Raw genomic sequence first — 24,165 nt, forward strand, 5'->3', positions numbered from 1 at the left:
TTTATTATGTTAAGCGGCTCCTGGCCAGGCTGGAAAAGGATGAATGAGAACAATATGAACGATCTTAATGAAGCGGGGATAAAATGAACGTATTAATCGAAAACGAGGAGCTGGTTGATGTTTGGGATATAGACCTGTAAGGTAAGTCTCAATAACAGAATATAAAAATATTTGCTAATATATAGTCAGAAAATGTCCGCGATTCAGGGCGGAATCCATGTTATTAAATAAAATAATCATTCATACATCTTTATAATGGATAGAACATGTTAAACATTTTCAGGGAAATTTCGTTTAAAAGAATCGAACACGACCTTCCGGCCAGCATCATTGTTTTTTTTGTGGCGCTGCCATTGTGCCTTGGTATCGCACTCGCCTCAGGTGCCCCATTGTTTTCCGGTATTATTGCAGGCGTTATCGGCGGGATAGTTGTCGGAGTGGCAAGTGGTTCAAATCTCGGGGTAAGCGGACCAGCAGCCGGCCTGGTGGTTATTGTATTGCTGGCAATTGAAAACCTTGGCTCATGGCCGGCGTTTCTCGTATCCGTAGTTCTGGCCGGCTGTTTTCAACTCCTTATGGGATATGCAAAGGCCGGTTTTATCGCTTATTTTTTTCCGTCATCGGTAATTAAAGGGATGTTAACGGGAATAGGGCTGTTAATTATTCTAAAGCAAATCCCTTATGCGTTAGGTTTTGACCCGGATACGATAGGTGATATGTCTTCATTTCAGTTTAGCGGTGACATCACCGTCCATTATATTCTGAGCGCATTCAAGGCGCTAAATTATGGTGCCCTGTTAATTTCCTTTATTTCGCTGGCTATTCTGATTTTATGGGATACCGTTCTTATAAAGAAAAACAAATTATTTCAGGTGATCCAGGCTCCAATTGTGGTGGTTATCGTTGGTATTTTATTGAATCAATTTTATCAGCTTGGCTTTTTGGAATTTAAGCTGGCTAAAGATAATCTGGTTCAAATTCCGGTGGCAGAAAGCGTTATCGATTTTTTAAAGCAACTGACACACCCGGACTTTTCGGCATTAAAGCAATTTGCGGTATGGAAAGTAGCGGTAGTACTCGCTATTGTGGCCAGTCTTGAGACGTTATTATGTGTTGAGGCAACGGATAAACTGGATCCTCACAAACGTAATACGCCTGTGAACCGTGAGCTTAAGGCCCAGGGTCTGGGTAATTTGATTTCAGGCCTATTGGGCGGGCTGCCTATCACCCAGGTTATTATCCGTAGCTCGGCGAACATTAATTTTGGTGGTAAAACCAAATTGTCCACAATTCTTCATGGCATCTTTCTTTTGTTTTCGGCGGCAATACTTGCTCCTGTTATCAACATGATTCCATTGTCCTGTCTTGCGGCAATTTTAATTATTGTCGGTTACAAGCTGGCAAAACCAGCGTTATTTGTGCGAATGTATCAGCTCGGTACGGAACAATTTATTCCATTTGTAGCCACAGCGATAGGTATATTAGCCGCTGACTTGTTGAAAGGAATTATCATCGGTATTGTTTTTGGTATCTTCTTCACACTAAAGCACAGTTATCGCAATGCCTATTATATGAAAAAAATTACGCAAAAAGAAAATGGTGATATTGTCCACCACCTGGTGCTGGCGGAAGAGGTTTCGTTTTTTAATAAAGCAAACATTATGCAGGCATTAGATACCATTCCATCAGGCTCAAAAGTCATCATAGATTGCTCAAACTCTAAATCGATAGCGTATGATGTGGTTGAACTGATACAGGATTTTCGAGAAAACGCCAAATATAAAAATATTAAAGTACAAACGATTGATTTTATTGGTCCCTGATCAAATCACTATACCCGCTTTTGCGGTACCATTGCCGTAGTAGCCCGTAAGGAGGCCTGCGGCCGTATTGCGGGTTTCATGGTTCAATATCGTGGCATGGGAGCAGATAGGTACCTAAGTGAACGTTATCCCGCATTTCGGCTTTGCCTTCATGACGGGCTACAGGAAGCTATTATTTGTTGCAGAACAATAGTCGCCTCGTTTTGACGAGGCACTAGCCCTGTATGATTCTCTCTACCGCCCTATCCGCCGCGTCATCAAACGGTAAAAACACGATATCCGCCCCTTTTTCCTTAAATGCCTCAACTTGACTGGCATGTTGAGTGGATACGGCAATTTTTCCTTTATAGTGATGTTCTTTAAGGCCCTTAATCAACGTGATGCGAGGATCGTCATGCGTTAAACCGGGCGCATGTTGTGGTATTGCGCAAATAATCCATTTTGCGGGCTTTAAAGGGAGTGTCGCGATAAATTCGATATCACACGCATCGCCGTACATGGCATGATGACCTTTTTGACGCCAATGGTTCACTTCATCCGGGTTAAAGTCCACAGCAAGTACTTTATAATTATTCTGAAACAAATGTTCGGCAATAGCCTGGCCATAACGACCCAGACCAAACAGAATCACATCATACTGTTTGTGTTTAAATTCCTGAGAGGCATTGGCCGCTTCCCGATAAGGAGTCTTGCGCTCGAAAGGTGTGAGCAGCGGTTCAAGCCATCGGTACAATGTGTAGGAATAGGTAATCATATAGACCGACGCGGCAATGGTTATCAATCCAACCAGAGTAACCAGCCCCAATGTTTCCATGGAAACATGGCCAAGTTTGAGCCCCATGGCCATAAAAATCAGGGAGAATTCGGAGATTTGCGCAACCGTCAGTCCTGCCAGAAATCCTGTGCGTTTACGATAACCCATATAGCCCATAATAATCAGGACAATCAATGGATTGCCGATTAAGACAAATAAAGAAAAAACGGTAGCAGGAATCATCTGATTGCCGAGATGATTTAAATTAAGCTGAGAACCTAAAGAGATGAAGAAAAACAACAGTAAAAAGTCTCGCACCGAAGACAGTCTTGATGCAATCGCATCCCGGAATGGTGTTGACGCCAGTGATATGCCGGCAAGCAATCCGCCCAGTTCCTTGCTGAAGCCAAAGTAGTGACCAAGGCTGGCTAAAATTGCTGCCCAGCCGATGGAGCAAATAATTAATAACTCGGGAGAGTGCGCGATACTGCTCATCAATGGATTGGCAAGGTAACGAATAAAAAGCCACAGGAAAGCGAATATAACCAGACCATACATGAGCATCATTGCCAGGTTAACCAGCATATCGGGGGCTGTAGTACTGCCAACGCCCACTCCGAAGGCGGAAAGGACAATCATGGCAAACACAACCACGATATCCTGCACAATCAAAAAACCGATGGCTATTCGTCCATACAGTGAATCCACTTCCCGTTTATCCGAGAGCAATTTGACGATAATAATGGTACTGGAAAACGTCAATGCCACTCCAACATAAATGGCATTAGTCATGTTCATACCGAGTGCCATGGCTATAAAAAAGCCAACGATTGCCGTAAAAACAACCTGGCCGATTCCGGTTGCCAGTGATACCAGCCCCAGCGTTTTTATAAGCTGCAAGTCAAGCTTCAACCCTACCAGAAAAAGCAAAACCGCAATGCCAAGCTCCGCCAGAAGCTCAATGTGTTCATAAGACTGTACAATGCCTAAAAAATTCGGACTGACCAGAATGCCTACAATAATAAAACTCACTATCATCGGTTGACGCAATAAAAGGCTCAAAAAACCAATGACCATAGCAGAGAGTAAAAGTGCGGATAACTCATAAAAAGGGGAGGCGTGCAAAAAGGCAAAATCCATCATACGCCTTCCTTGTAATGTGACGGTGTATCAAGATGGCGAAGGGCTACGATTCGCAGCCTGAGTTGTTTTTCCGTCTCAATTACGGCAAAAAAGACAACGCCAATCGCGATGATTAGAACGCCATCCCAAAAAGGAATAGAGCGCGTTGTGAAAATGCGTTGTAGCGGTGGCAGGTAAGTAATGGCGAATTGGGCAATGGTTATGACTATAACGCTCATCCATACCATCCCGGTGCCTTTTACCGCTTGCCAGGTTAAGGAGGTTCCATAAATATTACGAATATAAAACAAATGAAAAATCTCAAGCACTACCAGGGTGTTTAAGGCAATCGTTCTGGAAAGCTCAATGGAATATCCTTTGTCAAGGGCATAATAGTAAATGCCAAATACGGCACATACAAACAAAAAGGATACCAGAAGGATATGCCAGACCAGCGTGCCGGTTAATATGGGTTCATTCCTTGGTCTTGGCGGCCGTTGCATGGTATTGTCTTCCGTTGGCTCAAACGCCAGGGAAAGGCCGAGAGTTACGGCAGTGATTAAATTAATCCATAGGATCTGAATCGGCGTTACAGGAAGGCTCAAACCAAATAACAGTGCCAAAATGATGGTCATGGATTCCCCGCCATTGGTAGGCAACGTCCAGCTGATGACTTTCTTTAAGTTATCATAAACAGTACGTCCTTCCTGTACCGCAGCGGCTATGGATGCGAAATTATCGTCTGCCAGCACGAGTTCCGCGGCCTCCTTGGATACTTCATTGCCTTTTTTCCCCATGGCAATACCGGCATCGGCTCTTTTTAACGCTAACGCGTCATTGACGCCGTCGCCGGTCATGGCAACGATCATGCCATGAGACTGCAGTGCCATAACAAGCCGCAGCTTATGTTCCGGACTGGTGCGGGCAAAAATATCATTTTCCAATACCATGCTTGCCAGTTCTGCATCACTCATTTTATCAAGCTCAAGACCAGTCAGGATTTTATCAGGGTGTTTTAAACCGATTTGCCGGCCAATCGCTCCAGCGGTTGCCGAGTGGTCACCGGTAATCATTTTCACCTGAATGCCGGCGCTCAGGCATTGTGCCACGGCAGCTATGGCTTGTTCCCTCGGTGGATCAATCATCCCGACCATGCCTAATAAAACCAGATTGTTTTCTACATCGGACAATTGCAGGATGGTGTGTTCAGGAGGCACGGCTTTTGAAGCCAGGGCCAAAACCCGCTGGCCGTTTTTAGCAATGGCTTCAATCTTTTTCAACCAATAGGTTGGATTTATCGGCTCCAAACCGCCTGTTTCATTTTGTTGTTTCTGGCACATGGCCAGCAACTGCTCAGGCGCACCTTTAACAAAAATAAAGGCATGCTCCTGATGATTGTGATTAAGCGTTGCCATAAAACGATGGCTGGCATCAAAGGGTATGGTATCCGTACGTGCCCAGATTTCGCGCTCCCAGGTCACAGACAACCCTGTTTTTTCTGCCATTGTCAGCAGTGCTCCTTCCATCGGGTCGCCCTCTATCGTCCAGTCTTCATTACGTTCGTACAGGACGGCGTCATTACAAAGCACGGAAGAACGTGCCAAATCCACTAACAAGGGATGTTGCGCCTTCTCAATGATTTGGTCAGCAAGAGTAATCGATCCGGAGGGAGCATAACCCGAGCCTTCCACGTTAAATTGCTTGTTTGCAGTTAAAATGGACACCACTGTCATTTCATTTTTGGTAAGTGTTCCTGTTTTATCCGTACAAATCACGGAAACGGAACCCAGGGTCTCAATGGCGGGAAGTCTGCGAATAATTGCATTTCTTTGCGCCATGGCCTGTACACCAATAGCCAGGGTAATAGAGAGTACGGCGGGAAGCCCTTCAGGAATGGCGGAAACCGATAATCCTACAATCACCATAAACAATTCACCAAAATCATGGTGTTGTGCAAAATAGCCATGAACCAGCAATAATCCGGCAACCATTAAAATCAGAATGGTTAACCATTTGGCAAAGATATCTATTTGCTGGATCAAAGGTGTTTTCAGCATCTCTACTTTTGATAACAGATGGCTGATTTGGCCAATTTCAGTGAATTGCCCGGTAGCTATAACCACCCCCTTGGCCTGACCACTGGTCACCAGAGTGCCACTATAAGCCATCGAAGTACGCTCTCCAAGCACCGCGTCTTGTGCAACAGGTTCGGAATGTTTTTCTACAGACACCGATTCACCGGTAAGAATGGACTCATCTACAATCAGTCCGTGTACTTTGATAAGGCGCATATCCGCCGGGACTTTATCACCGGATTCCAGCAACACGATATCTCCAGGCACCAGTTCTTTCGCGGGGATGGTTTGCCGCTCTTTCCGGCGCAGGACAGTAGCTGCGGGCGACAGCATTTGTCGAATGGCGTCAAGCGCCTTTTCCGCTTTCCCTTCCTGGATAAATCCAATGCAAGCATTGGCAATAACCACGGCAAGAATCACCAAAGTATCGACCCAGTGGTTCAACAGGGCTGTAATCAAGGCAGCAAACAAAAGCACATAAATCAGGATATTATTAAAATGACGTAAAAAACGAACGATTATAGATTCTTTTGCTTTTTCGGGAAGGTGGTTTAACCCCAGCCTCGCCTGTCTTTTAGTAACCTCTTCCTGGTTTAATCCATTGATGTCGGTTTCAAGCCAGGGCAATATGTTGTCAACAGGCTGCGCATGCCAGTTGTCCCGGTGATCTTTAAGGCGTTGCTCTATCATGCCATCTCTCGCTTAATAGGCTTTTACCGGGGACACAAAGCCCTGGGGTTTTAACGCCAGCAAGGAACAGTTGATTTTTTGCAGGATATTTTCAGCGCTGTTGCCAATGATAAAACTTGCAATTCCTGTACGTGCCACAGTACCCATGACCAGAATATCAATGCCATGGTTTTCAACAAAAGAAGGGATGGTTTCTTCAGGAAGACCTTTTGGTAAATAAACCTGATAGTCGCCACTAATATTGGAGTCCTCAATAATGGTTCGCAATGCCCTGTCATGCCCGGTTTTTTCGTCAAGCACCATCTGGTTTAATTCCTCTTCAGGAACTTTAATCCAGATACTGTCACGAAGATATTCTTCCAGGCGAAAACTCCAGCATGAAATAATATCGAGTTGTCCTGAATAGTGACGGGTCAGGGAAGATGCGTATTTAAGAAGGGCCAGGGAAAGCTCCCTGCTGGCAGGTTCCTCATCCTTTGGGTCAATGGCAACGGCTATTCGGGCTTCATGATTCTTATGCTTGGCAGGACGAACCATAAATATCGGGCAAGGGCATTTGCGTAATAATTCCATATCAACCGCTTTAAACCCCTTTTGATTGGGGCTGGCTTGAGCCTGTTTAATCAGTAAGTCATGAGCATGTCTTAATACATATCGAATAATACGGACATCCGGTGCAAAGCCACACTCAAGCTCAAGATGAATAGGGAGCTTCTTTCGCCGGATGTTTAAAGCCGATTTTGCAGTTGTAATCGCTTTTTCCATTCGCTCGATGATGGATTGCTCATAAGAGGTTTTGTAGTCACCAAGGCTGTCTGGAAACGGGGGGCAAACTATTAAAATGGATAATGAGGCTTGATTGGCGTTTGCCAGTTGAAGCGCCTGCTGTAAACCTTCATCGTCGTCACCTAATCCATGGCTGACAAACAAAATATTATGAAAATTTGACATGGTTTAATCCTTAACATTAATTCAACGCTCCCAGGTTCCGTGAACAACATGTTTTTTACCCATCTTTTTGCAAAAGACCGGTAGCCCGTAAGGAGTCCTGCGGCCGTATTGCGGGTTTCATGTTCCAATATGGAGCCAGGAGAACAGGTGGGTGCCTAAGTGAACGTTATCCCGCATTTCGGCTTCGCCTTCATGACGGGCTACAAGAAACAGTACTGGTTGCCTTGTTTTCGCCCGGTAAAATTTTGTTCACGAAACCTATAAATCCTTTTTATATATTTCATAATACCTTAACACTAGCATTGATTTTAGGTGTTGGCATCGTATAAAACAAGCTGGTGTTCTTGTCTGCAACAAGTAGAAAGAAGCTTTCCGGATTCAAAAAGGATATGTCAATGGCATCTACCATTAACTGTTTATTTCGGAGGAAATATTTGAATTGCTACCTACGAATCAATATCACTGCTGGCATAACAGGCGATCGAGTTGATTGGCAAATTGCCGGATGTCTAACGGGCTGATTTTAGATTCGCCACTTTGTTGCACGCCACTATCTCTCAAAGAGGTATGAAAATCTCTCACGGCTAATGCTTGTTTGATATTATTTTCAGTGTAAATTTTTCCTCTTGGGCTTAATGCGATTGCCTTTTTCATGACGACTTCATTCGCGAAAGGGATATCCGCGGTGATAACCAGATCCCCCTTTTCAATTTGATTAAGAATTTTTGTATCAGCGACATCAAATCCCGAGTCAACCACGATACGTTTTATAAAAGGCGAGTGGGGGATTCTCGCAAAATGATTCGCAACAACAGTAACCGTAACTCGTGTTCGAATGGCTGCTTTAAACAGGATATCTTTAATTTTATTGGGGCAGGCGTCCCCATCAATCCAGATTTTCAAATTAACCCTTTAAAAAGTTTTATTATACATAAACATGTAGTACTCGTTCTATTGTTGTATGGGACAACCCTTGCTAAAGCAGAATGCTACCATAAATTTGCTCTTTTTATTTTTAATTTGATTGCATATTGATATACAAGGATGACAACAGTACAATTCCGTGCGGAAAAATTGGTTATTTTTTACCAGAATTTTTACAAAAATGATGGTCTTGATTCAATGAATAAAGGAGAAATTAAGTGCGGCCAACCATATATAACCTTTTAAACTGGGGTACGGCATATCGTGGTTATAATGCTCTTGTTGCCAGTCTTGTGATGTTTCAATATTGGAGTAACCCGGAAGCGGCGGCAGCGGAATACCTTCCTGATATAGCTATTCATGCCTTTGAAGCGATTGCCCCTGATTCATTTAATAATTTGGGAGCAGCGGCTAACATCGCGCGGGGAATACAGGCAGGGCTGGCCTTTTTTTCCGGTAACTCCTCTATTCCAGGTGCAGCGAACCTGGCTGATGTAGTCAACCACGGTATTAATGTTTACCACAGAATGTCACAATAATAATCAGGACTTGTTGATATTTCATGCCATGGCATCAAATATCAACGGAACCTGACCCTGCCATGTATATTTTGAATATCAAATTATGGAATAATTCCTTTTCATCTTCAAAAAGGAAGTTATTATGCAGGCTATCGTATACAGACGCCAACCCGACAATCACTATGGTTTTGAAACTATTGAAAAAAAAATGCCTGATCCGAGTGGCCATGATTTACTGGTTGAAATTAAGGCTATCTCTGTAAATCCCGTTGACTACAAGGTCAAAAACATGATTGCAGAGGGGAAGCCTATGGTTGAAACGCTGGGATTTGATGCGGCCGGGGTCGTCAAAGCCGCGGGAGAGAAAGTCCGTTTATTTAAGCCAGGTGATTTCGTGTATTACGCCGGTGATATAACCCGCGATGGCAGCTATGCCGAGTACCAGCTGGTTGATGAACGCATAGCGGGAAAACATCCGCAATCTCTTGATTTCACACAGGCGGCGGCTATGCCTCTGACCAGCCTGACCGCCTGGGAAATTCTTTTTGACAGGCTCAAGTTGCACGAAGAATCCCGGCAGAACGTGTTAATCACAGGCGCTGCCGGCGGCGTCGGCTCGATACTTGTTCAGCTGCTGAAACATAAAACCCGTTGCCAAATCATCACCACATACGGCAGGGCGCAGTCCAGGGAATGGTTAAACCGGTTAGGAAGTGATCGGAGCATTAACCACAAACACGATCTGGCAGAACAATTACAAGAACAGGGTATTAACGGCATTGATATTATTATCAGTCTGACTCATACCGATCAATATGTCAGCCAGTTTGCAGAGATCATCGAGCCGCAGGGGGATCTGGTTTTCATTGATGAGCCCCGGCATTTTGATTTACTCGCTTTTAAGAAAAAAAGTATTTCCGTACATATGGAATTTATGTTTACCCGTTCCATGTACCAAACACCCGATATGATTAGACAGCATGAGATATTGAATGAATTGGCTGATCTGATTGATAAAGGGGTCATTTGTTCAACCATGAACGAATCGCTTGGCAAAATCAATGTCGCTAACATTGTCAAGGCTCATGATTTACTTGAAAGCAGTGAAAGCAGGGGTAAAATCATTTTACATCAATGAGGGCCTGTGTGGACGTTATCCCGCATTACGGCTTCGCCTTCATGGCGGGCTACATGTTGTTACAAAAGAGCGGTGGCTCGTCCTGTGTGTACGTTGTTTGTTATTGCCGCGACAGCGGGCCAGGTCATGTAGCAACTGCCCTGAATTTTTAATTCAAGACAGTTGCTACCTCTTCTGTTCCGTTGCAACAGGGCGGAATCAATGAAACGCTGTACTAGGCATCATTTAACACACAATAAAGGCTGTTGACGGAGTTAATTGCCAGATTAACGGCAATGTTATTTTTTAAAGGCTTGGTGTTGTTTAAAGAGCAGGTGATAGTACCGGTAAATTCCGTACCGCCGCAACCTGGCCCTCCTTGTAATACTACCTTGGTGATGGTGCTGTCTTCTGTCGCGCCCATTGAAAAAATCGGATAACTGGAGGCCGATAAAAAGGTGCTGGAATAGCTTCCGGAATGTGGGCCGATATAGTCTACAGTCAATAAGCCGCAGTAGTTAGTTGGGTTGCGTAATTGAACGTTGGTTGCCGCAAATGAGTTTATAACGATGCCTGAAAGCAGCACTGACAACATGCTGATTATGGTTGTTTTTTTCATAAATAATGCTCCGGTTGATCAGGGTTATCGCGTTGATCCTTCGGTCATGCCCCGGCTTGGTTAAACAGGTCTTAAGGCGCTTAACTATCCATGTCAGGCCGGTATTATCAAGCAAAATGCGTACTATTTAAATAGAATTGGTTATTTTTAATTTCATTTGATTTGTATTTTAACATTTCATCCATGGTTTGCTATTTTTGTAAAACAAGGTCAATAAGCCCTTAATTTATGCAGCAAATGCCATTGTCTATACTATAAATTATTTCCCTGAGTAGAGTTCGTATATGAGTGTCAAGGTACAAAAAGATGGAAAAGCGGTGAATCTGACCCGGATGAACGATACGATTCATATTACCTCGGATCCGGAGGGTGATGAGATTTCCGAGCAAGTCAAAAATGATCCGGAAGGTGACGAACTAAGTGAGAAATTTGATCAGATACATAATCCCGGCCCAACGGGTGATGAACTGAAGGAAAAAGAGGAGCAAAAACACAGTGACACCCCTGTTCTCTAGGCTCTGTGAAAATTTTTGTTCACAGAGCCTGGGCTTTTATTAAAGGAACCCAAGGGTAATGAATCGGTTTATCAAGATATTTTTACCCATTATTTATTCCTGTTTACGATTTCTTTGTAATAAATAAACCATTCAGCAACAATAATTAACTGTATTTTAATTAATAATAATGTAAAATTATTGTCTCATATGGTTTTTTTTAGGAAGCAAAGCGATGTCTGATAGAGAATTTAACGGCTGGAAGACGTTTGAAGAATTACATGAAGATTACAATGTGTTTACGGGCAGCCTACGACCGCAATATCCGGCTCCAGAGCAGCAATATTCAAATTATTATCAGGAACCGGGGTGCGGGGAAGCAATTATGGTTCAATCCGAGTATGCCATTTTCTCCTATGGTGTTGCCCGGTGTAAAAAGGGCATATGGGATAAATTGAAATCTGTTCCTGATTCGGATAATAAGATCTTCAAAGAATTTCATGACGACCTGGACATCTTGGTTGCTAATTATAAAGACCGGGTAAATAAAGACTGGAAGGGTGGATCGACCAAAGAACTTCATGGAATTATGGGTAATTTCAAGGAAGATTCAGACGCGCTAATAAAAAAATACGAGCCGCACATCGAGAGTCACGAGAGCTGGAGTCCCTTTTTCTCCAATGCCCTGCTTCTTTTATCCGTGATTGGCGCACTTCCGGCCCTTATTTCCATGGGTAACAAATTGATAACCGGGCGGTATGGTTTCTTTGACCATACTTTCCTGACGGAAGAACAGCGTTCCATCCAGCTGCCATCGGAAAAAGTTGCGGAAGAATCTTTCGTAAAGTTCGATGTATAGGGCCTGGCGCATGGTCAGGGCTTGTTGACATTTTATTCCATGTCTGCAAACGGTGTATACTTTGTTTTTTTGCAGGTTGGGCTGCCAAATCGGCAACAAGGTAGGTATGTGCCGGAATATTTGGGATGAGATAAGCACACTGGGTCCAGGGAGGATAAGGCATGGCTATAGCAGAGTTTGATTCTTTTGAGCCTACAGACGCCTGGAAAACATACTTGTATGCTCTTCGCTGGCAACGCTCCGATTGGCAGCCTGACACGAAGGATATTGTCGACATACCTGTCCTGATTGCGGCGAGAACACTATCTTCCGAGCGCAAGGCATGGTGTAAACGGCATTTTAACGACAGTAATATCCGTTTTATTGAAGCAGTAACTATTGACGACAAGGCCATTACTGAACAGGAAACGGCTGTTGTCATCTACCTTTGTCAGGCTGACGGGAACGAACTACTGGAAGAGGCAGATTTTTTGCGGCGTGTCACACAATCCGCCATGACGCGTACGTCTGTGATGCCTTTTGTCTTTTTGAATCTGCAAAGCTTCCTTACCGGTGTTGCGTTATTGGGCATACTGAAATCCATCAAGTTTGAACGTCCTCAATGGGTTGTAAACTATATGGAAGGCGATTTATTAAATGAGCGCGGAGTTCGCCTGATCAAATCCGTTTACGCCTCCCAGGAATCACCAAACTGGGTGTTTCGTGTTGAATCCGGTATTTTGTACACGCAAACAATATATCCGGCTGAGCCGGGTGTCGTAGATGGCGCGCGTTTGGTATATCCGCAACATACCTATCTGGTAACCGGAGCTTCCGGCGATCTCGGGCAAATAATTATTGAAAACCTTCTGGACTCCGGTGTAAAAAACATTGCCGCCACAGGGCGAAAAAAAGAACCTCCTCTGTGGTCTTTGTCTATTCAGGCGCACTTGCAAAACGGGGCAAAAATCTATTATTACTCCAGTGATGTCAGTAGTGGTGATGATGTAAAAAAATTGATATCGGTTATTAAAGAACAACTGCCGCCGCTTGTTAGCATTACCCATGCGGCAGGGGTGTCCGACGATAAGCCCTGGCGTCGCACTGACAGGCAAAATTTGTATCATATCCTGTCAGGTAAAGCTATGGGAGCCCTTTATCTTCATCAGGCAACACGAGACTATGCCCTTAAGGAATTTATCTGTATTTCATCGATTACCGGTGTTTTTGGCAATCTGGGCCAGGGTGCTTATGCCGCGGCCAACGCGTTTTTGAACGCGTTATGCGACTATCGTATGCAACAGGGTCTGCCTGCCCTGGCTCTGATTGCCGGACCAATACATAACACCGGGTTATTCAGGAAAAATGAACGCCGTCTGACCGCTTATCTGGCGTCACTGGGTGTTCAACCGCTCACTTCTCAAGATATCAAACAATTGTCGGGCAGGAAGGTGAATACCAGCAAAATTGTTTTTTCACATTTTTTGCGTTTACCGGAAGATTCGACCGATTGCGCCTTTAAACTGCTGTTAAACCGTAAAAAATCCGATTCTTCTTTCTGAAAAATCCTTCGTTATTGGTGCGAAGGTAGATAGGATAGAGCATGTGTTTGACGCATATCTTATGATGCTCAATACGAATAAATTGATGGCCATTATATAAAGGATTATTGGGTTATGCCTGCCAGGTTCATGAAGCCTGCGGTCTGTTGAAAAACGTTATGAATTCGGAAGCAGGTAATGGTTTGGCGAAATAATACCCCTGTACCAGATCGCAGCCCATGTTTTTTAACAATGTCATCTGTTCTCTGGTTTCAACGCCTTCGGCAAGGACTTGAATGCCCAGGCTTTTAGCCATACCAATGATGGTTTTAACCAGTATACCGTCTTCACGGTTTGCCGGAAGATCGGCGATAAAGCTTTTGTCAATTTTTAATTTGTCTATATGAAAGCGTTTAATATAACTCAACGAAGAATACCCGGTGCCGAAATCATCGATGGTTATAGTCACACCCATCTTTTTGATTTCATCCAGCGCATGAACAACATCGTCCGAATGTTCTATTAAAATACTTTCGGTGAGTTCTATTTCCAGGGCTCCCGGCAGTAACTTGTTTTTTTGCAAGGACCTTTTCAGGTCGTGACCAAGTGTTCCGAATTTAAACTGCATGGCGGATATATTGATGGCCAGTTTAAAATCGATCAGTCCATTGTCTTGCCATTGTCGAATTTGTCGACACGCTTCCTTAATAACCCAGGTTCCTATCTTCCGGATGAGGCCTATTTCTTCGGCCAGTGGTATAAAATCTACAGGATAAATCAAGCCGCGCTTTGGATTGTTCCAGCGAATCAATGCTTCCGCGCCAACGGGCGAGTCTTTTGTGAAATCAAAGACAGGTTGATAGTAAAGCAGTAGTTCTTCTTTTTCCAGCGCGCCACGAAGCTCCTGTTCAATCTGCAAATACTCCTGGGTATATCTGTTCATTTCCGTAGTATAGAATTGAAAACCGTCGCGACCTTCCTTTTTTACCCTGGACAAGGCAATATCAGCGTTGCTAAGCAAGGTATCAACGTCTTTACCGTCTTTGGGATATAAAGAAATACCGATGCTGCACGTCACGTTGATTTCGTTATCATAAAACCGGAATGGCTCCTGCAAGGCCATTATGAGTTGGTTACTCATGGCTGCCGCATCTTCTATTCGGTGAAGATTGCCGGCAATCATAAGAAACTCATCACCACCAATACGTCCTAATGTGTTTCCATCAGGTAGAAAATCAGCGAGTCGTTTACCCACCAGCTTTAAAAGCTCATCGCCTTTGCTGCGCCCGAAAAGATCATTGATTTTGGAGAAGCGATCCAGATCCAGCAAAATGAGAGCCACAACTTTGTTGTGTGCTCGTGATGCCTGTTGTATCGAATAGTTTATTAAATCAAGAAGCAACGCTCTGTTTGGAAGTTCTGTCAGCGAGTCATGGGTTGCTTGTCTGGCCAGCTCATCCTGTAATCGTTTTTGCAATGTCGTATCATGAAAACACCAGACCCGGCCGATAATTTTATCATCCAGCCATTGCGGTCTGGATGATAATTCAAACACGCAGCCGTTTGCAAGACGTAATTCATGAGTAAAAATTTCCTCAGGATGTTTGAAAATGGTATCGATTTTTAGTAGATATTTTTCCTTGTCCGACAATTGATTTGCGATGACATGGGTTATGTTCGCGTAACTCATTTCTCTGATTTCCTGCCCTTCCAAGCGCCACATTTCCAGAAATTTTTTATTAAAATCAGCAAGTTTTCCTTGCGTGTCGGTGACCATGATCCCGTCTTCGGTCGAATCCATAGTCGAGCGTAACAAGGACCACGATTTTCTGGCTGCTACCGCGGCTGATGAGGCGGTTAGTGCGAAACGAAGAACCAGACCAAACAAGAGTGCGAATAGTAATCCTAATATAATGACGGTTTCCGGCAGCGTTGAAACACGACCATATTGCTCTTGTCCTTCTTTTATTTCCAGAGCCAGAAGAATGACTGTAATAAAAATACAAAACGCGATAAGGAAAGGCAGGCTTTTACTGATTCCGAGATCGTTTTGTTTGGCCTGATAGGCTGTCAATGTAATTATGCTGATACCGAGCAGGAGAAATCCAATCGCCGTATTGGCGGCCATTGGTGTCTCGCTACCCCACAGGTAACCTTGGTGCAAGCTACTCATATATCCGCTGATAAATAGAATGGACAAGCTTAATGTTAATACACCAATGATGCCGCCAACGACCACAGTATACTTATGAAATCGCCGGTATCCTAAAAAAAACAAAGCGGTGGCGGTGAGCATAAAGCAAACGGCTGTGTTGGGAGCCATGCGGCCTGGAAATGTATTCGCGGTTTTATTGTAATGGTTAAAAAATAGTTCATCGATGCCGGAATTTATACCCAGAAAATATTGCAGTAAAATTATGGTCGCACCGAAAAACACTACCGCACTAATGATTCGGGCAACAAGCGGTTGTCGATATATTAAGGAATATATACCTGTTCCAACCAGAATGAACGATAAAGCGGTGTTATATACCATGGCAATCATGTCAGGATGGTATTGAATAAGAAACGGGATACGCCAATACCATCCGATGAGAACACTCAGTCCCAGGGCAATTACGGCAAGCGACATTATTATTGTTATGTATTTCGCAATCAGTAGTATTGTTGTTGTCCTCACTCTGTTCATCTTATCTATTGTCCATTGGATTTCAGTTTGAGACACAGACTCTTGTACTTCATTTCCTGTTATAAAATAGCAACGGGTTCTAATTAATTTTAGTACTATTCCGGGATGAAATTGGAAGGCCATTGTATTTTTGAAATGATTGGCGGGTGATAACGAAGTCGGATACCATTATGATGGATGGGGATCCAGGGGCAGGGATAAATGAAAAAGGAATTGGTATGCGAACCATAATGGAATCAAACGAGAATAATGAAGACATATCGCCGTGGTGGCGAAGGGCTGTATTGATAGTCATGGCCATTGGATTTACTGTCCTTATCCTGCTTACGGCTAAAGTCTACCGGGACGCGCCTCCCATTCCTGAAAAAGTGGTCACTCCGCAGGGTGAGGTGCTTTTTACTAAAGCCAATATCCTGGCCGGCCAATCCGTCTTTCTGAAATACGGCTTAATGAATAATGGCAGCATCTGGGGGCATGGCGCCTATCTTGGCCCGGATTTCTCAGCACAATACCTGCATAATCTGACACAGGCCATGGATGACACCATTGCCGCAAGGCGGTATCAAAACGCTTTCGACAAGCTCGGTGAGGAAGAGCAAACCATGGTACGGTCTCTTACTCAAAGCGCGCTTAAAAAAAATCGTTTTGATCCCGAAACCGGTACATTGGCGTATACCGAAGGGGAAACGGCATCCTATTACCAGCAGATTGACTGGTGGGCGCGTTATTTTACAAAAGCCGATAGAAATGGCGGTTTGCCGGCGAACTTTATCGTTAAGGGTAGTGAATTAAACGATTTGGTCGCGTTTTTTGCCTGGACAGCCTGGGCTTCCGTCACTAACAGACCCGGGGAGTCAAGAACCTATACCAATAATTTTCCCTATGATCCCGAAGCGGGTAATTTCCCCAGCGGTGCTGCCACATTCTGGAGCGCCATGAGTCTGATCGCCTTGCTTGGCGGCACCGCGTTGGTGTTGCTTGCGTTTGGTAAATTTGATTATCTGGGCTGGAAGCGAAGCAAACATAAAATTCTTCCCCGATTCAAGATCGGCCAGCCGACTTCCAGCCAGAGAGCCACTATAAAATTTTTCGTTATCGTTATGTTTCTTTTTCTGGCACAAACCCTGGTAGGGGGGCTGACCGCGCACTACCGTGCCGAGCCGGGCGGGTTTTATGGGTTTGATATCTCCGGTCTGCTGCCAAGTAATGTCGTACGTACCTGGCATCTGCAACTGGCTATTTTCTGGATAGCCACCTCTTATGTCGCAGGAGCTTTGCTATTATCGCGGGAATTGGGCGGACGCGAAGCAAAACATCAAACGTTGTTTATTCATCTGCTGTTTGCCGCGTTGTTTATCGTCGTTGTCGGTAGTTTGCTTGGCGAGTGGGCCGGTACCTTTCAGTGGTTAACCAGAACCTGGTTCTGGTTTGGCCAGCAAGGCTGGGAATATCTTGAGCTTGGCCGCGTATGGCAGATAGGTCTTGCAGCGGGATTGATATTCTGGCTGTATTTGCTGGTGCGCAATGTCGCACCGGTACTCAAGGATCCCGACCTGTCGGAGATTTCCCGTCTGTTTCTTTGTGCCGCCCTTGCCATTCCATTGTTTTATCTCCCGGCCATGTTTTTTGATGGCTCGACCCATTTTTCCATAGTGGATACCTGGCGATTCTGGATTATTCATTTATGGGTGGAAGGTTTTTTTGAATTTTTCGTCACGGTACTGGTTGCCTTGATACTGATGGGGCTTGGTGTCGTGACTCGCGCCACCGCTATCAGGGTCGTTTATCTGGACGCCATATTATATTTTGGCGGCGGACTGGTGGGAACCGGCCATCACTGGTACTTTAATGGTCATAGCGAGGCCAATATGGCTTTAAGCGCTATTTTTTCGGCCATGGAAGTGATTCCATTAACGCTGCTGACACTGGATGCCTGGGATTTTGTCCGGGTTACCGAAATGGAGCGCCTGCCATCCGGGGAACGTGTTCATGTGCCGCATAAATGGACGTTTTATTTTATCATGGCCGTGGGTTTCTGGAATTTCGTAGGCGCGGGAATTCTGGGTTTTCTGATCAATTTGCCCATTGTCAGTTATTTTGAAATCGGCACCATGCTCACCCCCAATCATGGCCATGCTGCCATGATGGGTGTTTTTGGCATGTTAGCCATGGCCTTGCTTGTTTTTACAATGCGCCATGTTTCCAGCGATTCCCAATGGGAAAAACTGGAAACATACGTCAAGGTTTCTTTTATAGGTCTGAATGCAGGTCTTTTTTTAATGTTGGCGGCCAGTTTATTCCCCGGTGGCGTTATGCAATTACTGGATGTTTTAAACAACGGTTACTGGCATGCCCGCAGTCTTGATTATACCGGGCAGAAATCCGCAAGACTTATTGAATGGTTGCGCACGCCCGGCGATGTGATTTTTATCGTCGTCGGGGTTGTGCCCTTGTTGATTGCTGTCATTCGTTGTTATCTCAAGGTTTGCCGACCATTTGTTTTGCACGGCAAAAAATAGTACACCATCCGTTTCGTTTTGACAGGCTGATTTTCACCATGTCTTTAATTTTCAACTGGGTTGCCAAATGGGCAACCCAGCACGTACTGGTTTTTGGGATAATACAAGTGCGCAGACCCTGGCTGGAAAGCCGATATAGTTCCTCTCGCCGCGCCGCATAATGACCATTCTGTCTTTTTTCAGCCGTGTGGCTTTGTACTATATTTAATAGTGTAAGTGAACTGGTATGTGGTGACCTGTTAAGGTTATAGGGTAATGGTCAACAGACTCCGGTTAAATCAGACATTCATAAGGATGAATTGTTCATGGACTTTCCGGGTGTTTCAAGACTTGAACTGGAACATAAGCTCATTATCGAGTCGTATAAAAAATATTATGTCCTGGTTTTCGGTGATTTTATTGCCGCAGTCTTGTTTGCGTTACTTCTCTGGAATCCGATTCATAACCACCGCCTTTTAATACTATGGCTGGTATTGATGGTTGTTTTAAATCACATAGTAAGAGGTGTATTTTTATTATATTATTTCAGGGAAGCGAAGTGTGCGGGTGGTTTGCGCCATCCGGCTTTCTGGAAAAACTATTTCATAATAAGTAATATCCAGTCCGGTATTTTGTGGGCTTTGGGGGGGTTGTTGTTTGTCTATGTAGACGACCCGCTGCATCGCGCTATCGTTTTTGTATTTCTTACCGGCTTGCTGGGCGCTCCTGCGCCCAAGTTGCTGACATTTCATTGGTCGTATCTTGGTTTTATAGTGCCGATTTGGCTGAGCATGCTTGTTTTATCCCTGTCCGTTACCCCGTCTTTATCATTTGTGCTTTTTAGCGCCGCCGTTCTTTATTTCGCTATCGTGGTCTTCAGTACGGCAGAAGCGCATCAGTTGTTATTAAAATCCATCTATCTGGATTTGTATAGCACTTCTCTTTTGGCAAATTTAAAGCGAAGTGAAGAAAATTTTCGCAATACCCTGGAATACGCGCCCATAGGCATGGCTATTGTTTCACCGGAAGGAAATTGTGTGCATGCCAATCGTACGATGCTGGAGATGCTGGGTTACAGTGCGGATGAGTTAAACCACAAAAACGTACTGGACATTACCCATCCCGATGACATAGCCATGACCAAGGACAGTATGAAGAAACTGCTTCTGGGAGAGCTACGTATTTCCCATCTGGAAAAACGGTATATTCATAAGGATGGTGGTGTTATCTGGGCAATGGTCAGTGTGTCACTGATTCGAGACGAAGAGGGGAAGCCGCTTAATTTTATTACGCAAATGAAGGATGTTAGCGAGCGTGTCCAGAATGAAGAAAAAATGCGGCAACTCAATGAAAAAACGATAGCTACTCTAAATGAATTACGGTTACTGGAACATGACGAGAGTTTATTAAACAAGTTAAATCGTTCTCTGCAGGTGTGCATTACACCGGAAGAAGCTTATCCGCGCATCGATTTAATAGCTCGGGATTTATTCCCCGATCTAAGCGGGGGTCTTGCGGTTTATAATGAGTCGCTTAACCAGTTGGAAACCGTTATCCAGTGGGGTAACGATCAATTGATGGAAAAAAGGTTTTTTCCTGTAGATTGCTTCGCGATTCGTGAAGCGACGACGAATATTGTTGATGATCCCAAAAAAACGGTACCGTGTAATCATTATATTGCATCGCCACAGGGTGGTTATATCGGATTGCCGCTTATGGTGCAAAACGCGTTAATCGGTGTCATCCATTTGCTGGCGCCAAAGGGGGAGAAGCTGACACAACATCAGCAGGATGTGTCTATTTCGTTTGGAAACATCGTCAAGCTTGCCTTGGCCAATATTAATTTACGCACGTCGTTAAGCGAGCTTTCCTTACACGATCCCTTAACCAATTTGTATAACCGTCGTTATCTGAATGATATTTTATCACGAGAACTGATTCGGATTGCACGGGAAAAAAGTACCTTATGCGTCGCGATGCTGGATATTGATAATTTCAAGAAATTTAATGACACCTATAGTCATTTGGCCGGTGATGAGGCGCTTAAGGTGATAGGACAGTTATTAAGGAAAAGTTTTCGCGACAGTGATATTTCCTTTCGTTTTGGCGGCGAGGAGTTTGTTGTTGTACTGCTGAATACAACATTAAACCATGCCATGAACAAAATGCAGGAATTTCGTGAAACGTTAAAAAACACCCCGATTTTTTATAAAAGTACCTGCGTGTCCCCGATTACCGTTTCAATAGGCGTGTCGGAAGCACCCCGGCACGGTGCCACTATTGACGATATAATAAAAGCGGCTGATCATGCCCTCTACGCGGCGAAAAGGGCAGGCAAAGACAGGGTGATAGCCTATAACAAGTAGGATACAGGATATTTTTCAGGAGAATATTATGAAAACAAAACGTCTGGATCAGGCCAGGGCCGACGCGTTTGCTGAACGATTATTATCTGTCATGAATGATGCCGCGTTGACTTTGATGATATCCGTGGGTCACCGAACCGGACTGTTTGATATTATGGACACGCTGGACTATTCCAGCAGTGAAGCGATAGCGCGGCATGCCGGTTTGAACGAGCGTTATGTTCGGGAATGGTTGAACGCCTTGGCTGTCGGAGGTATTGTAGATTTCAATGCGCGGGACAAAACGTATCAATTACCTCCGGAACACGCTTCTGTGCTGACAAGAAAATCTTCTCCCCAGAATATGGCAGTTATCGCTCAGTTTATTCCGGTTCTGGCTTATGTGGAAGATGGTATCGTCAATGCCTTTAAACACGGCGGCGGTGTACCCTATGAAGCTTATCCCCGCTTTCACGAGGTGATGGCGGAAGAGAGCGGCCAAACGATTCTATCGTCTTTGATCGATAACATTTTACCTCTGGCTCATGGGTTGGTTGAAAAACTGGCTCAGGGAATTCAGGTGCTCGACATCGGTTGTGGATATGGAAGGGCGTTGATGTTAATGGCTAGAACGTTTCCTGAAAGCCGGTTTACCGGTTATGATTTGTGTGATGAAACCATTGCCCAGGCCCGATACGCGGCGAAGGCAAATGATTTACACAATATCCGTTTTGAGAAAAAAGATTTGTCGGTATGGGATGAATATCAAAAATACGATCTCATTACCAGCTTTGATGTGATTCACGACCAGGCCAAACCCGAACAGGTGCTCGATAACGTATTTAAGGCGTTGAAGCCCGGAGGGATTTTCCTGATGCAGGACATAAAAACATCCAGTGACGTGGCCGGAAACTTCGATCATCCCTTGGCGGCTTTTATTTATACCATCTCCTGTATGCACTGTATGACCGTATCCCTGTCTCAAAATGGGGCAGGTCTTGGAACGGCCTGGGGAGAGGAACTGGCTCTGGAGATGTTAACCGACGCCGGTTTCAGCCAGATTGAAAAGCACTATCTGGAACATGACATCATGAATACCTACTACATTGCCTCATCCGGTAAATAAACTTCAGGGACGTCGCCTAACAGTTTTTTGTAGCCCTTCATGAAGGCGAAGCCGTAATGCGGGATAACGTTCGCCGGGTATTCACCTGTTTCCCCGGGACAATATTGGAACATGAAACCCGCGATACGGCCGCTTCCCGTTTGCCAGGCTCTGTGAACCAAAATTTTCTTCGCACCATTTTTTGCGAAAAAACAGTAGCCCGTAAGGAGGCCTGCGGCCGTATTGCGGGTTTGATGTGCCCCTTATGAACGTTTTCCCGCATTACGGCTTCGCCTTCATGACGGGCTACAAGACATTATTATTTGTTGCGCAACAATAGTTGCTTTGTTTTCGATCGGAAAAAATTTGTTCACAGAGCCTAGCGCCGTTTGCGTTTAATGCCCAGAATACCAAGCAATCCGCGCGTAATTTCCCTGACTATCGTGCGGCCCATTTGTCTGACCATGGTATTTTTAGATAATTTGTCGAAGGTGGAGGGTTCCTGCCTGTTTTTTTCAGGCGCTGTTTCCGAGGTCGTTTGGTCGGTGGATTGTTGGGATCGGGCAGCCGCTTTTGCGAGGTTTTCGTTTAAAATTTCATAGGCGCTTTTTCTATCCAGTCGGGTATTGTATTTCGTGGTTAACAGAGATTGACTGACGAGTTGCTTTTTTTCATCAATGGTCAAAGGCCCCATTCTCGAACGGGGAGCGCGCAACAATACGGCGGCCAATGGTGTTGGGTAGCCTTTGTTGCTCAAGACACTGATGGCAATTTCACCAATGCCAAGGCTGGTCAATAATGTTTCATTGTCATAGTAGGGGCTATCCGGATAATTATGCGCTACCAGCCGCAATTCCTTGCGATCCTTGGCGGTGAACGCTCGTAGCGCGTGTTGTATTTTCATCCCCAGCTGGCTTAATACGGCGTCTGAAATGTCAGTCGGGTTCTGTGTACAAAAAAAGATGCCGACGCCTTTTGAGCGTATTAATCTAATAATTTGTTCTAATTGGCCAATCAGAGCTTTGCTGGAGTTTTTAAAAAGCATGTGGGCTTCGTCGATAAAAATAACCAGTTTGGGTTTTTCCAAATCCCCGACCTCCGGGAAGGTATGGTAAATTTCAGCCAGCAGGCACAGCATGAAAGAAGAAAATAAACGCGATTTATCCTGGATCTGACTTAATTCCAGAATGGAGATTTTGCCGTCCTTTTCATTTGCGCGAGTTAGCAGATCGGCAACGTCAAAGGAAGGCTCACCAAAAAACTGATCAGCACCCTCCTGTTCCAGAGCAATCACTTTTCTTACTATTGAGTTGATGGAAGTGGGGGACAAGTAACCGTAATTTTCTTCAAAATCCTTGTTTTCCTCATCAGAGAGGTAACTTAAAATTTTTTTCAGATCCTTGATATCCAGCAACGGCAGTTGATGATCATCGCAATATTTGAATACTACGCTGATAATACTTTCCTGGGTCTCATTTAATTCGAGAATTTTGGCCAGTAACGTCGGACCAAATTCAGAAACGGTGGCTCTGAGTTGTACACCCTGATCGTCACTGAGTTTCAGCAGTTCCACCGGAAAAGGGCGGGGTTCAAAAGGTAGTCCGATGACATCCTGACGTTTTTTGATGGCTTCATTGCAGGTGCCGGCAAACGCCATGCCACTCAAATCTCCCTTGATGTCCATGAGTAAACTTGGAATATCGTTCTCAGATAACAATTCGGCAAACATTTGGATGGTTTTGGTTTTTCCCGTACCGGTTGCGCCACAAATCAAGCCGTGCCTGTTGAGAGATTTGAGTGGAATGTTAATCCAACTGTTGGTAACCGGTTTTTGTTCATAAATGGCACATCCGAAAGTGATGCTGTTTTTATCTTGCGGATATCCGGTTGCTATGTATTCTTTAAAAGCCGAAAGTGTCACTTTGTCATCCTTAAAAAGCTTTTCATATGCCCATTTTTATTATTAGAGCGTGTTATCAGTTACATTATAGCCCTGTTTTTACAGACCATACGCCATTCCGGACTATAAGACGTTACCCGGATGCGGCGAAGGATGGTA

Annotated in this window: 16 protein-coding genes; 9 read left to right on the top strand and 7 right to left on the bottom strand. The window is 44.5% G+C overall.

The window, feature by feature from the left end:
- Positions 1 to 266 precede the first annotated feature (266 nt).
- Positions 267 to 1,823, top strand: coding sequence for a SulP family inorganic anion transporter (locus tag CKW05_RS03165; RefSeq protein ID WP_058484348.1), 1,557 nt, complete (start codon positions 267 to 269; stop codon positions 1,821 to 1,823).
- A 214-nt stretch (positions 1,824 to 2,037) separates the two neighbouring features.
- Here CKW05_RS03165 and CKW05_RS03170 read toward each other — a convergent pair whose 3' ends face one another.
- From CKW05_RS03170 to CKW05_RS03185, 4 genes are all read right to left on the bottom strand, one after another.
- Positions 2,038 to 3,720: a cation:proton antiporter gene (locus tag CKW05_RS03170; RefSeq protein WP_058484347.1), complete on the bottom strand. Its 1,683-nt coding sequence runs from the start codon at positions 3,718 to 3,720 to the stop codon at positions 2,038 to 2,040.
- On the bottom strand, positions 3,717 to 6,464 hold the full coding sequence (locus CKW05_RS03175) for a cation-transporting P-type ATPase (protein WP_058484346.1): 2,748 nt from the start codon (positions 6,462 to 6,464) through the stop codon (positions 3,717 to 3,719). The genes CKW05_RS03170 and CKW05_RS03175 overlap by 4 nt, the downstream gene beginning before the upstream one ends.
- A 12-nt stretch (positions 6,465 to 6,476) precedes the next feature.
- On the bottom strand, positions 6,477 to 7,415 hold the full coding sequence (locus CKW05_RS03180; protein ID WP_058484345.1) for a universal stress protein: 939 nt from the start codon (positions 7,413 to 7,415) through the stop codon (positions 6,477 to 6,479).
- A 459-nt stretch (positions 7,416 to 7,874) separates the two neighbouring features.
- Positions 7,875 to 8,318, bottom strand: a complete 444-nt coding sequence (locus CKW05_RS03185) for a YaiI/YqxD family protein (protein ID WP_058484344.1) — start codon at positions 8,316 to 8,318, stop codon at positions 7,875 to 7,877.
- Positions 8,319 to 8,557: 239 nt separating this feature from the next.
- Here CKW05_RS03185 and CKW05_RS03190 point away from each other — a divergent pair, with 239 nt between their 5' ends.
- Together CKW05_RS03190 and CKW05_RS03195 are read left to right on the top strand one after the other, a co-directional pair.
- Positions 8,558 to 8,878, top strand: coding sequence for a hypothetical protein (locus CKW05_RS03190; protein ID WP_058484343.1), 321 nt, complete (start codon positions 8,558 to 8,560; stop codon positions 8,876 to 8,878).
- A gap of 124 nt (positions 8,879 to 9,002) precedes the next feature.
- Positions 9,003 to 9,998 (top strand): zinc-binding alcohol dehydrogenase family protein, encoded by a 996-nt coding sequence (locus CKW05_RS03195; protein ID WP_058484342.1) that lies wholly within the window; start codon positions 9,003 to 9,005, stop codon positions 9,996 to 9,998.
- Positions 9,999 to 10,212: 214 nt separating this feature from the next.
- Here the strand turns inward: CKW05_RS03195 and CKW05_RS03200 are convergent, their stop codons facing one another.
- Positions 10,213 to 10,596, bottom strand: coding sequence for a hypothetical protein (locus CKW05_RS03200; RefSeq protein WP_058484341.1), 384 nt, complete (start codon positions 10,594 to 10,596; stop codon positions 10,213 to 10,215).
- Between the two features lie 284 nt (positions 10,597 to 10,880).
- Here CKW05_RS03200 and CKW05_RS03205 point away from each other — a divergent pair, with 284 nt between their 5' ends.
- The 3 genes from CKW05_RS03205 (at position 10,881) to CKW05_RS03215 (ending at position 13,490) form a co-directional block, all read left to right on the top strand.
- Positions 10,881 to 11,111, top strand: a complete 231-nt coding sequence (locus CKW05_RS03205) for a hypothetical protein (protein WP_058484340.1) — start codon at positions 10,881 to 10,883, stop codon at positions 11,109 to 11,111.
- A gap of 214 nt (positions 11,112 to 11,325) precedes the next feature.
- Positions 11,326 to 11,949, top strand: a complete 624-nt coding sequence (locus CKW05_RS03210; protein WP_058484339.1) for a hypothetical protein — start codon at positions 11,326 to 11,328, stop codon at positions 11,947 to 11,949.
- A 161-nt stretch (positions 11,950 to 12,110) separates the two neighbouring features.
- Positions 12,111 to 13,490, top strand: a complete 1,380-nt coding sequence (locus CKW05_RS03215) for an SDR family NAD(P)-dependent oxidoreductase (RefSeq protein WP_058484338.1) — start codon at positions 12,111 to 12,113, stop codon at positions 13,488 to 13,490.
- A 127-nt stretch (positions 13,491 to 13,617) separates the two neighbouring features.
- On the opposite strand, the gene CKW05_RS03220 is transcribed toward CKW05_RS03215, so the two are convergent.
- Positions 13,618 to 16,158 carry a putative bifunctional diguanylate cyclase/phosphodiesterase gene (locus CKW05_RS03220; RefSeq protein WP_065238425.1) on the bottom strand — a complete coding sequence of 847 codons (2,541 nt, stop codon included), beginning with the start codon at positions 16,156 to 16,158 and terminating at the stop codon, positions 13,618 to 13,620.
- Positions 16,159 to 16,376: 218 nt separating this feature from the next.
- Between CKW05_RS03220 and CKW05_RS03225 the strand changes: the two genes are divergently transcribed.
- The 3 genes from CKW05_RS03225 (at position 16,377) to CKW05_RS03235 (ending at position 22,127) form a co-directional block, all read left to right on the top strand.
- Positions 16,377 to 18,677, top strand: a complete 2,301-nt coding sequence (locus CKW05_RS03225) for a nitric-oxide reductase large subunit (RefSeq protein WP_058484499.1) — start codon at positions 16,377 to 16,379, stop codon at positions 18,675 to 18,677.
- Positions 18,678 to 18,982: 305 nt separating this feature from the next.
- Positions 18,983 to 21,022: a GGDEF domain-containing protein gene (locus CKW05_RS03230; RefSeq protein ID WP_058484336.1), complete on the top strand. Its 2,040-nt coding sequence runs from the start codon at positions 18,983 to 18,985 to the stop codon at positions 21,020 to 21,022.
- A gap of 28 nt (positions 21,023 to 21,050) precedes the next feature.
- Positions 21,051 to 22,127, top strand: coding sequence for a class I SAM-dependent methyltransferase (locus CKW05_RS03235; protein WP_058484335.1), 1,077 nt, complete (start codon positions 21,051 to 21,053; stop codon positions 22,125 to 22,127).
- Between the two features lie 358 nt (positions 22,128 to 22,485).
- Here CKW05_RS03235 and CKW05_RS03245 read toward each other — a convergent pair whose 3' ends face one another.
- Positions 22,486 to 24,027, bottom strand: coding sequence for a helicase HerA-like domain-containing protein (locus CKW05_RS03245; RefSeq protein WP_058482291.1), 1,542 nt, complete (start codon positions 24,025 to 24,027; stop codon positions 22,486 to 22,488).
- Between the last annotated feature and the right edge of the window lie 138 nt (positions 24,028 to 24,165).

Source organism: Legionella spiritensis, assembly GCF_900186965.1.
GTDB classification, from domain to species: domain Bacteria; phylum Pseudomonadota; class Gammaproteobacteria; order Legionellales; family Legionellaceae; genus Legionella_C; species Legionella_C spiritensis.

Bases quoted from the DNA above. Each gene is read 5' to 3' on its own strand.
- CKW05_RS03165 (WP_058484348.1), top strand. From the start codon at position 267: ATGTTAAACATTTTCAGGGAAATTTCGTTTAAAAGAATCGAACACGAC.
- CKW05_RS03170 (WP_058484347.1), bottom strand. From the start codon at position 3,720: ATGATGGATTTTGCCTTTTTGCACGCCTCCCCTTTTTATGAGTTATCC.
- CKW05_RS03175 (WP_058484346.1), bottom strand. From the start codon at position 6,464: ATGATAGAGCAACGCCTTAAAGATCACCGGGACAACTGGCATGCGCAG.
- CKW05_RS03180 (WP_058484345.1), bottom strand. From the start codon at position 7,415: ATGTCAAATTTTCATAATATTTTGTTTGTCAGCCATGGATTAGGTGAC.
- CKW05_RS03195 (WP_058484342.1), top strand. From the start codon at position 9,003: ATGCAGGCTATCGTATACAGACGCCAACCCGACAATCACTATGGTTTT.
- CKW05_RS03200 (WP_058484341.1), bottom strand. From the start codon at position 10,596: ATGAAAAAAACAACCATAATCAGCATGTTGTCAGTGCTGCTTTCAGGC.
- CKW05_RS03205 (WP_058484340.1), top strand. From the start codon at position 10,881: ATGAGTGTCAAGGTACAAAAAGATGGAAAAGCGGTGAATCTGACCCGG.
- CKW05_RS03210 (WP_058484339.1), top strand. From the start codon at position 11,326: ATGTCTGATAGAGAATTTAACGGCTGGAAGACGTTTGAAGAATTACAT.
- CKW05_RS03215 (WP_058484338.1), top strand. From the start codon at position 12,111: ATGGCTATAGCAGAGTTTGATTCTTTTGAGCCTACAGACGCCTGGAAA.
- CKW05_RS03220 (WP_065238425.1), bottom strand. From the start codon at position 16,158: ATGAACAGAGTGAGGACAACAACAATACTACTGATTGCGAAATACATA.
- CKW05_RS03225 (WP_058484499.1), top strand. From the start codon at position 16,377: ATGCGAACCATAATGGAATCAAACGAGAATAATGAAGACATATCGCCG.
- CKW05_RS03230 (WP_058484336.1), top strand. From the start codon at position 18,983: ATGGACTTTCCGGGTGTTTCAAGACTTGAACTGGAACATAAGCTCATT.
- CKW05_RS03235 (WP_058484335.1), top strand. From the start codon at position 21,051: ATGAAAACAAAACGTCTGGATCAGGCCAGGGCCGACGCGTTTGCTGAA.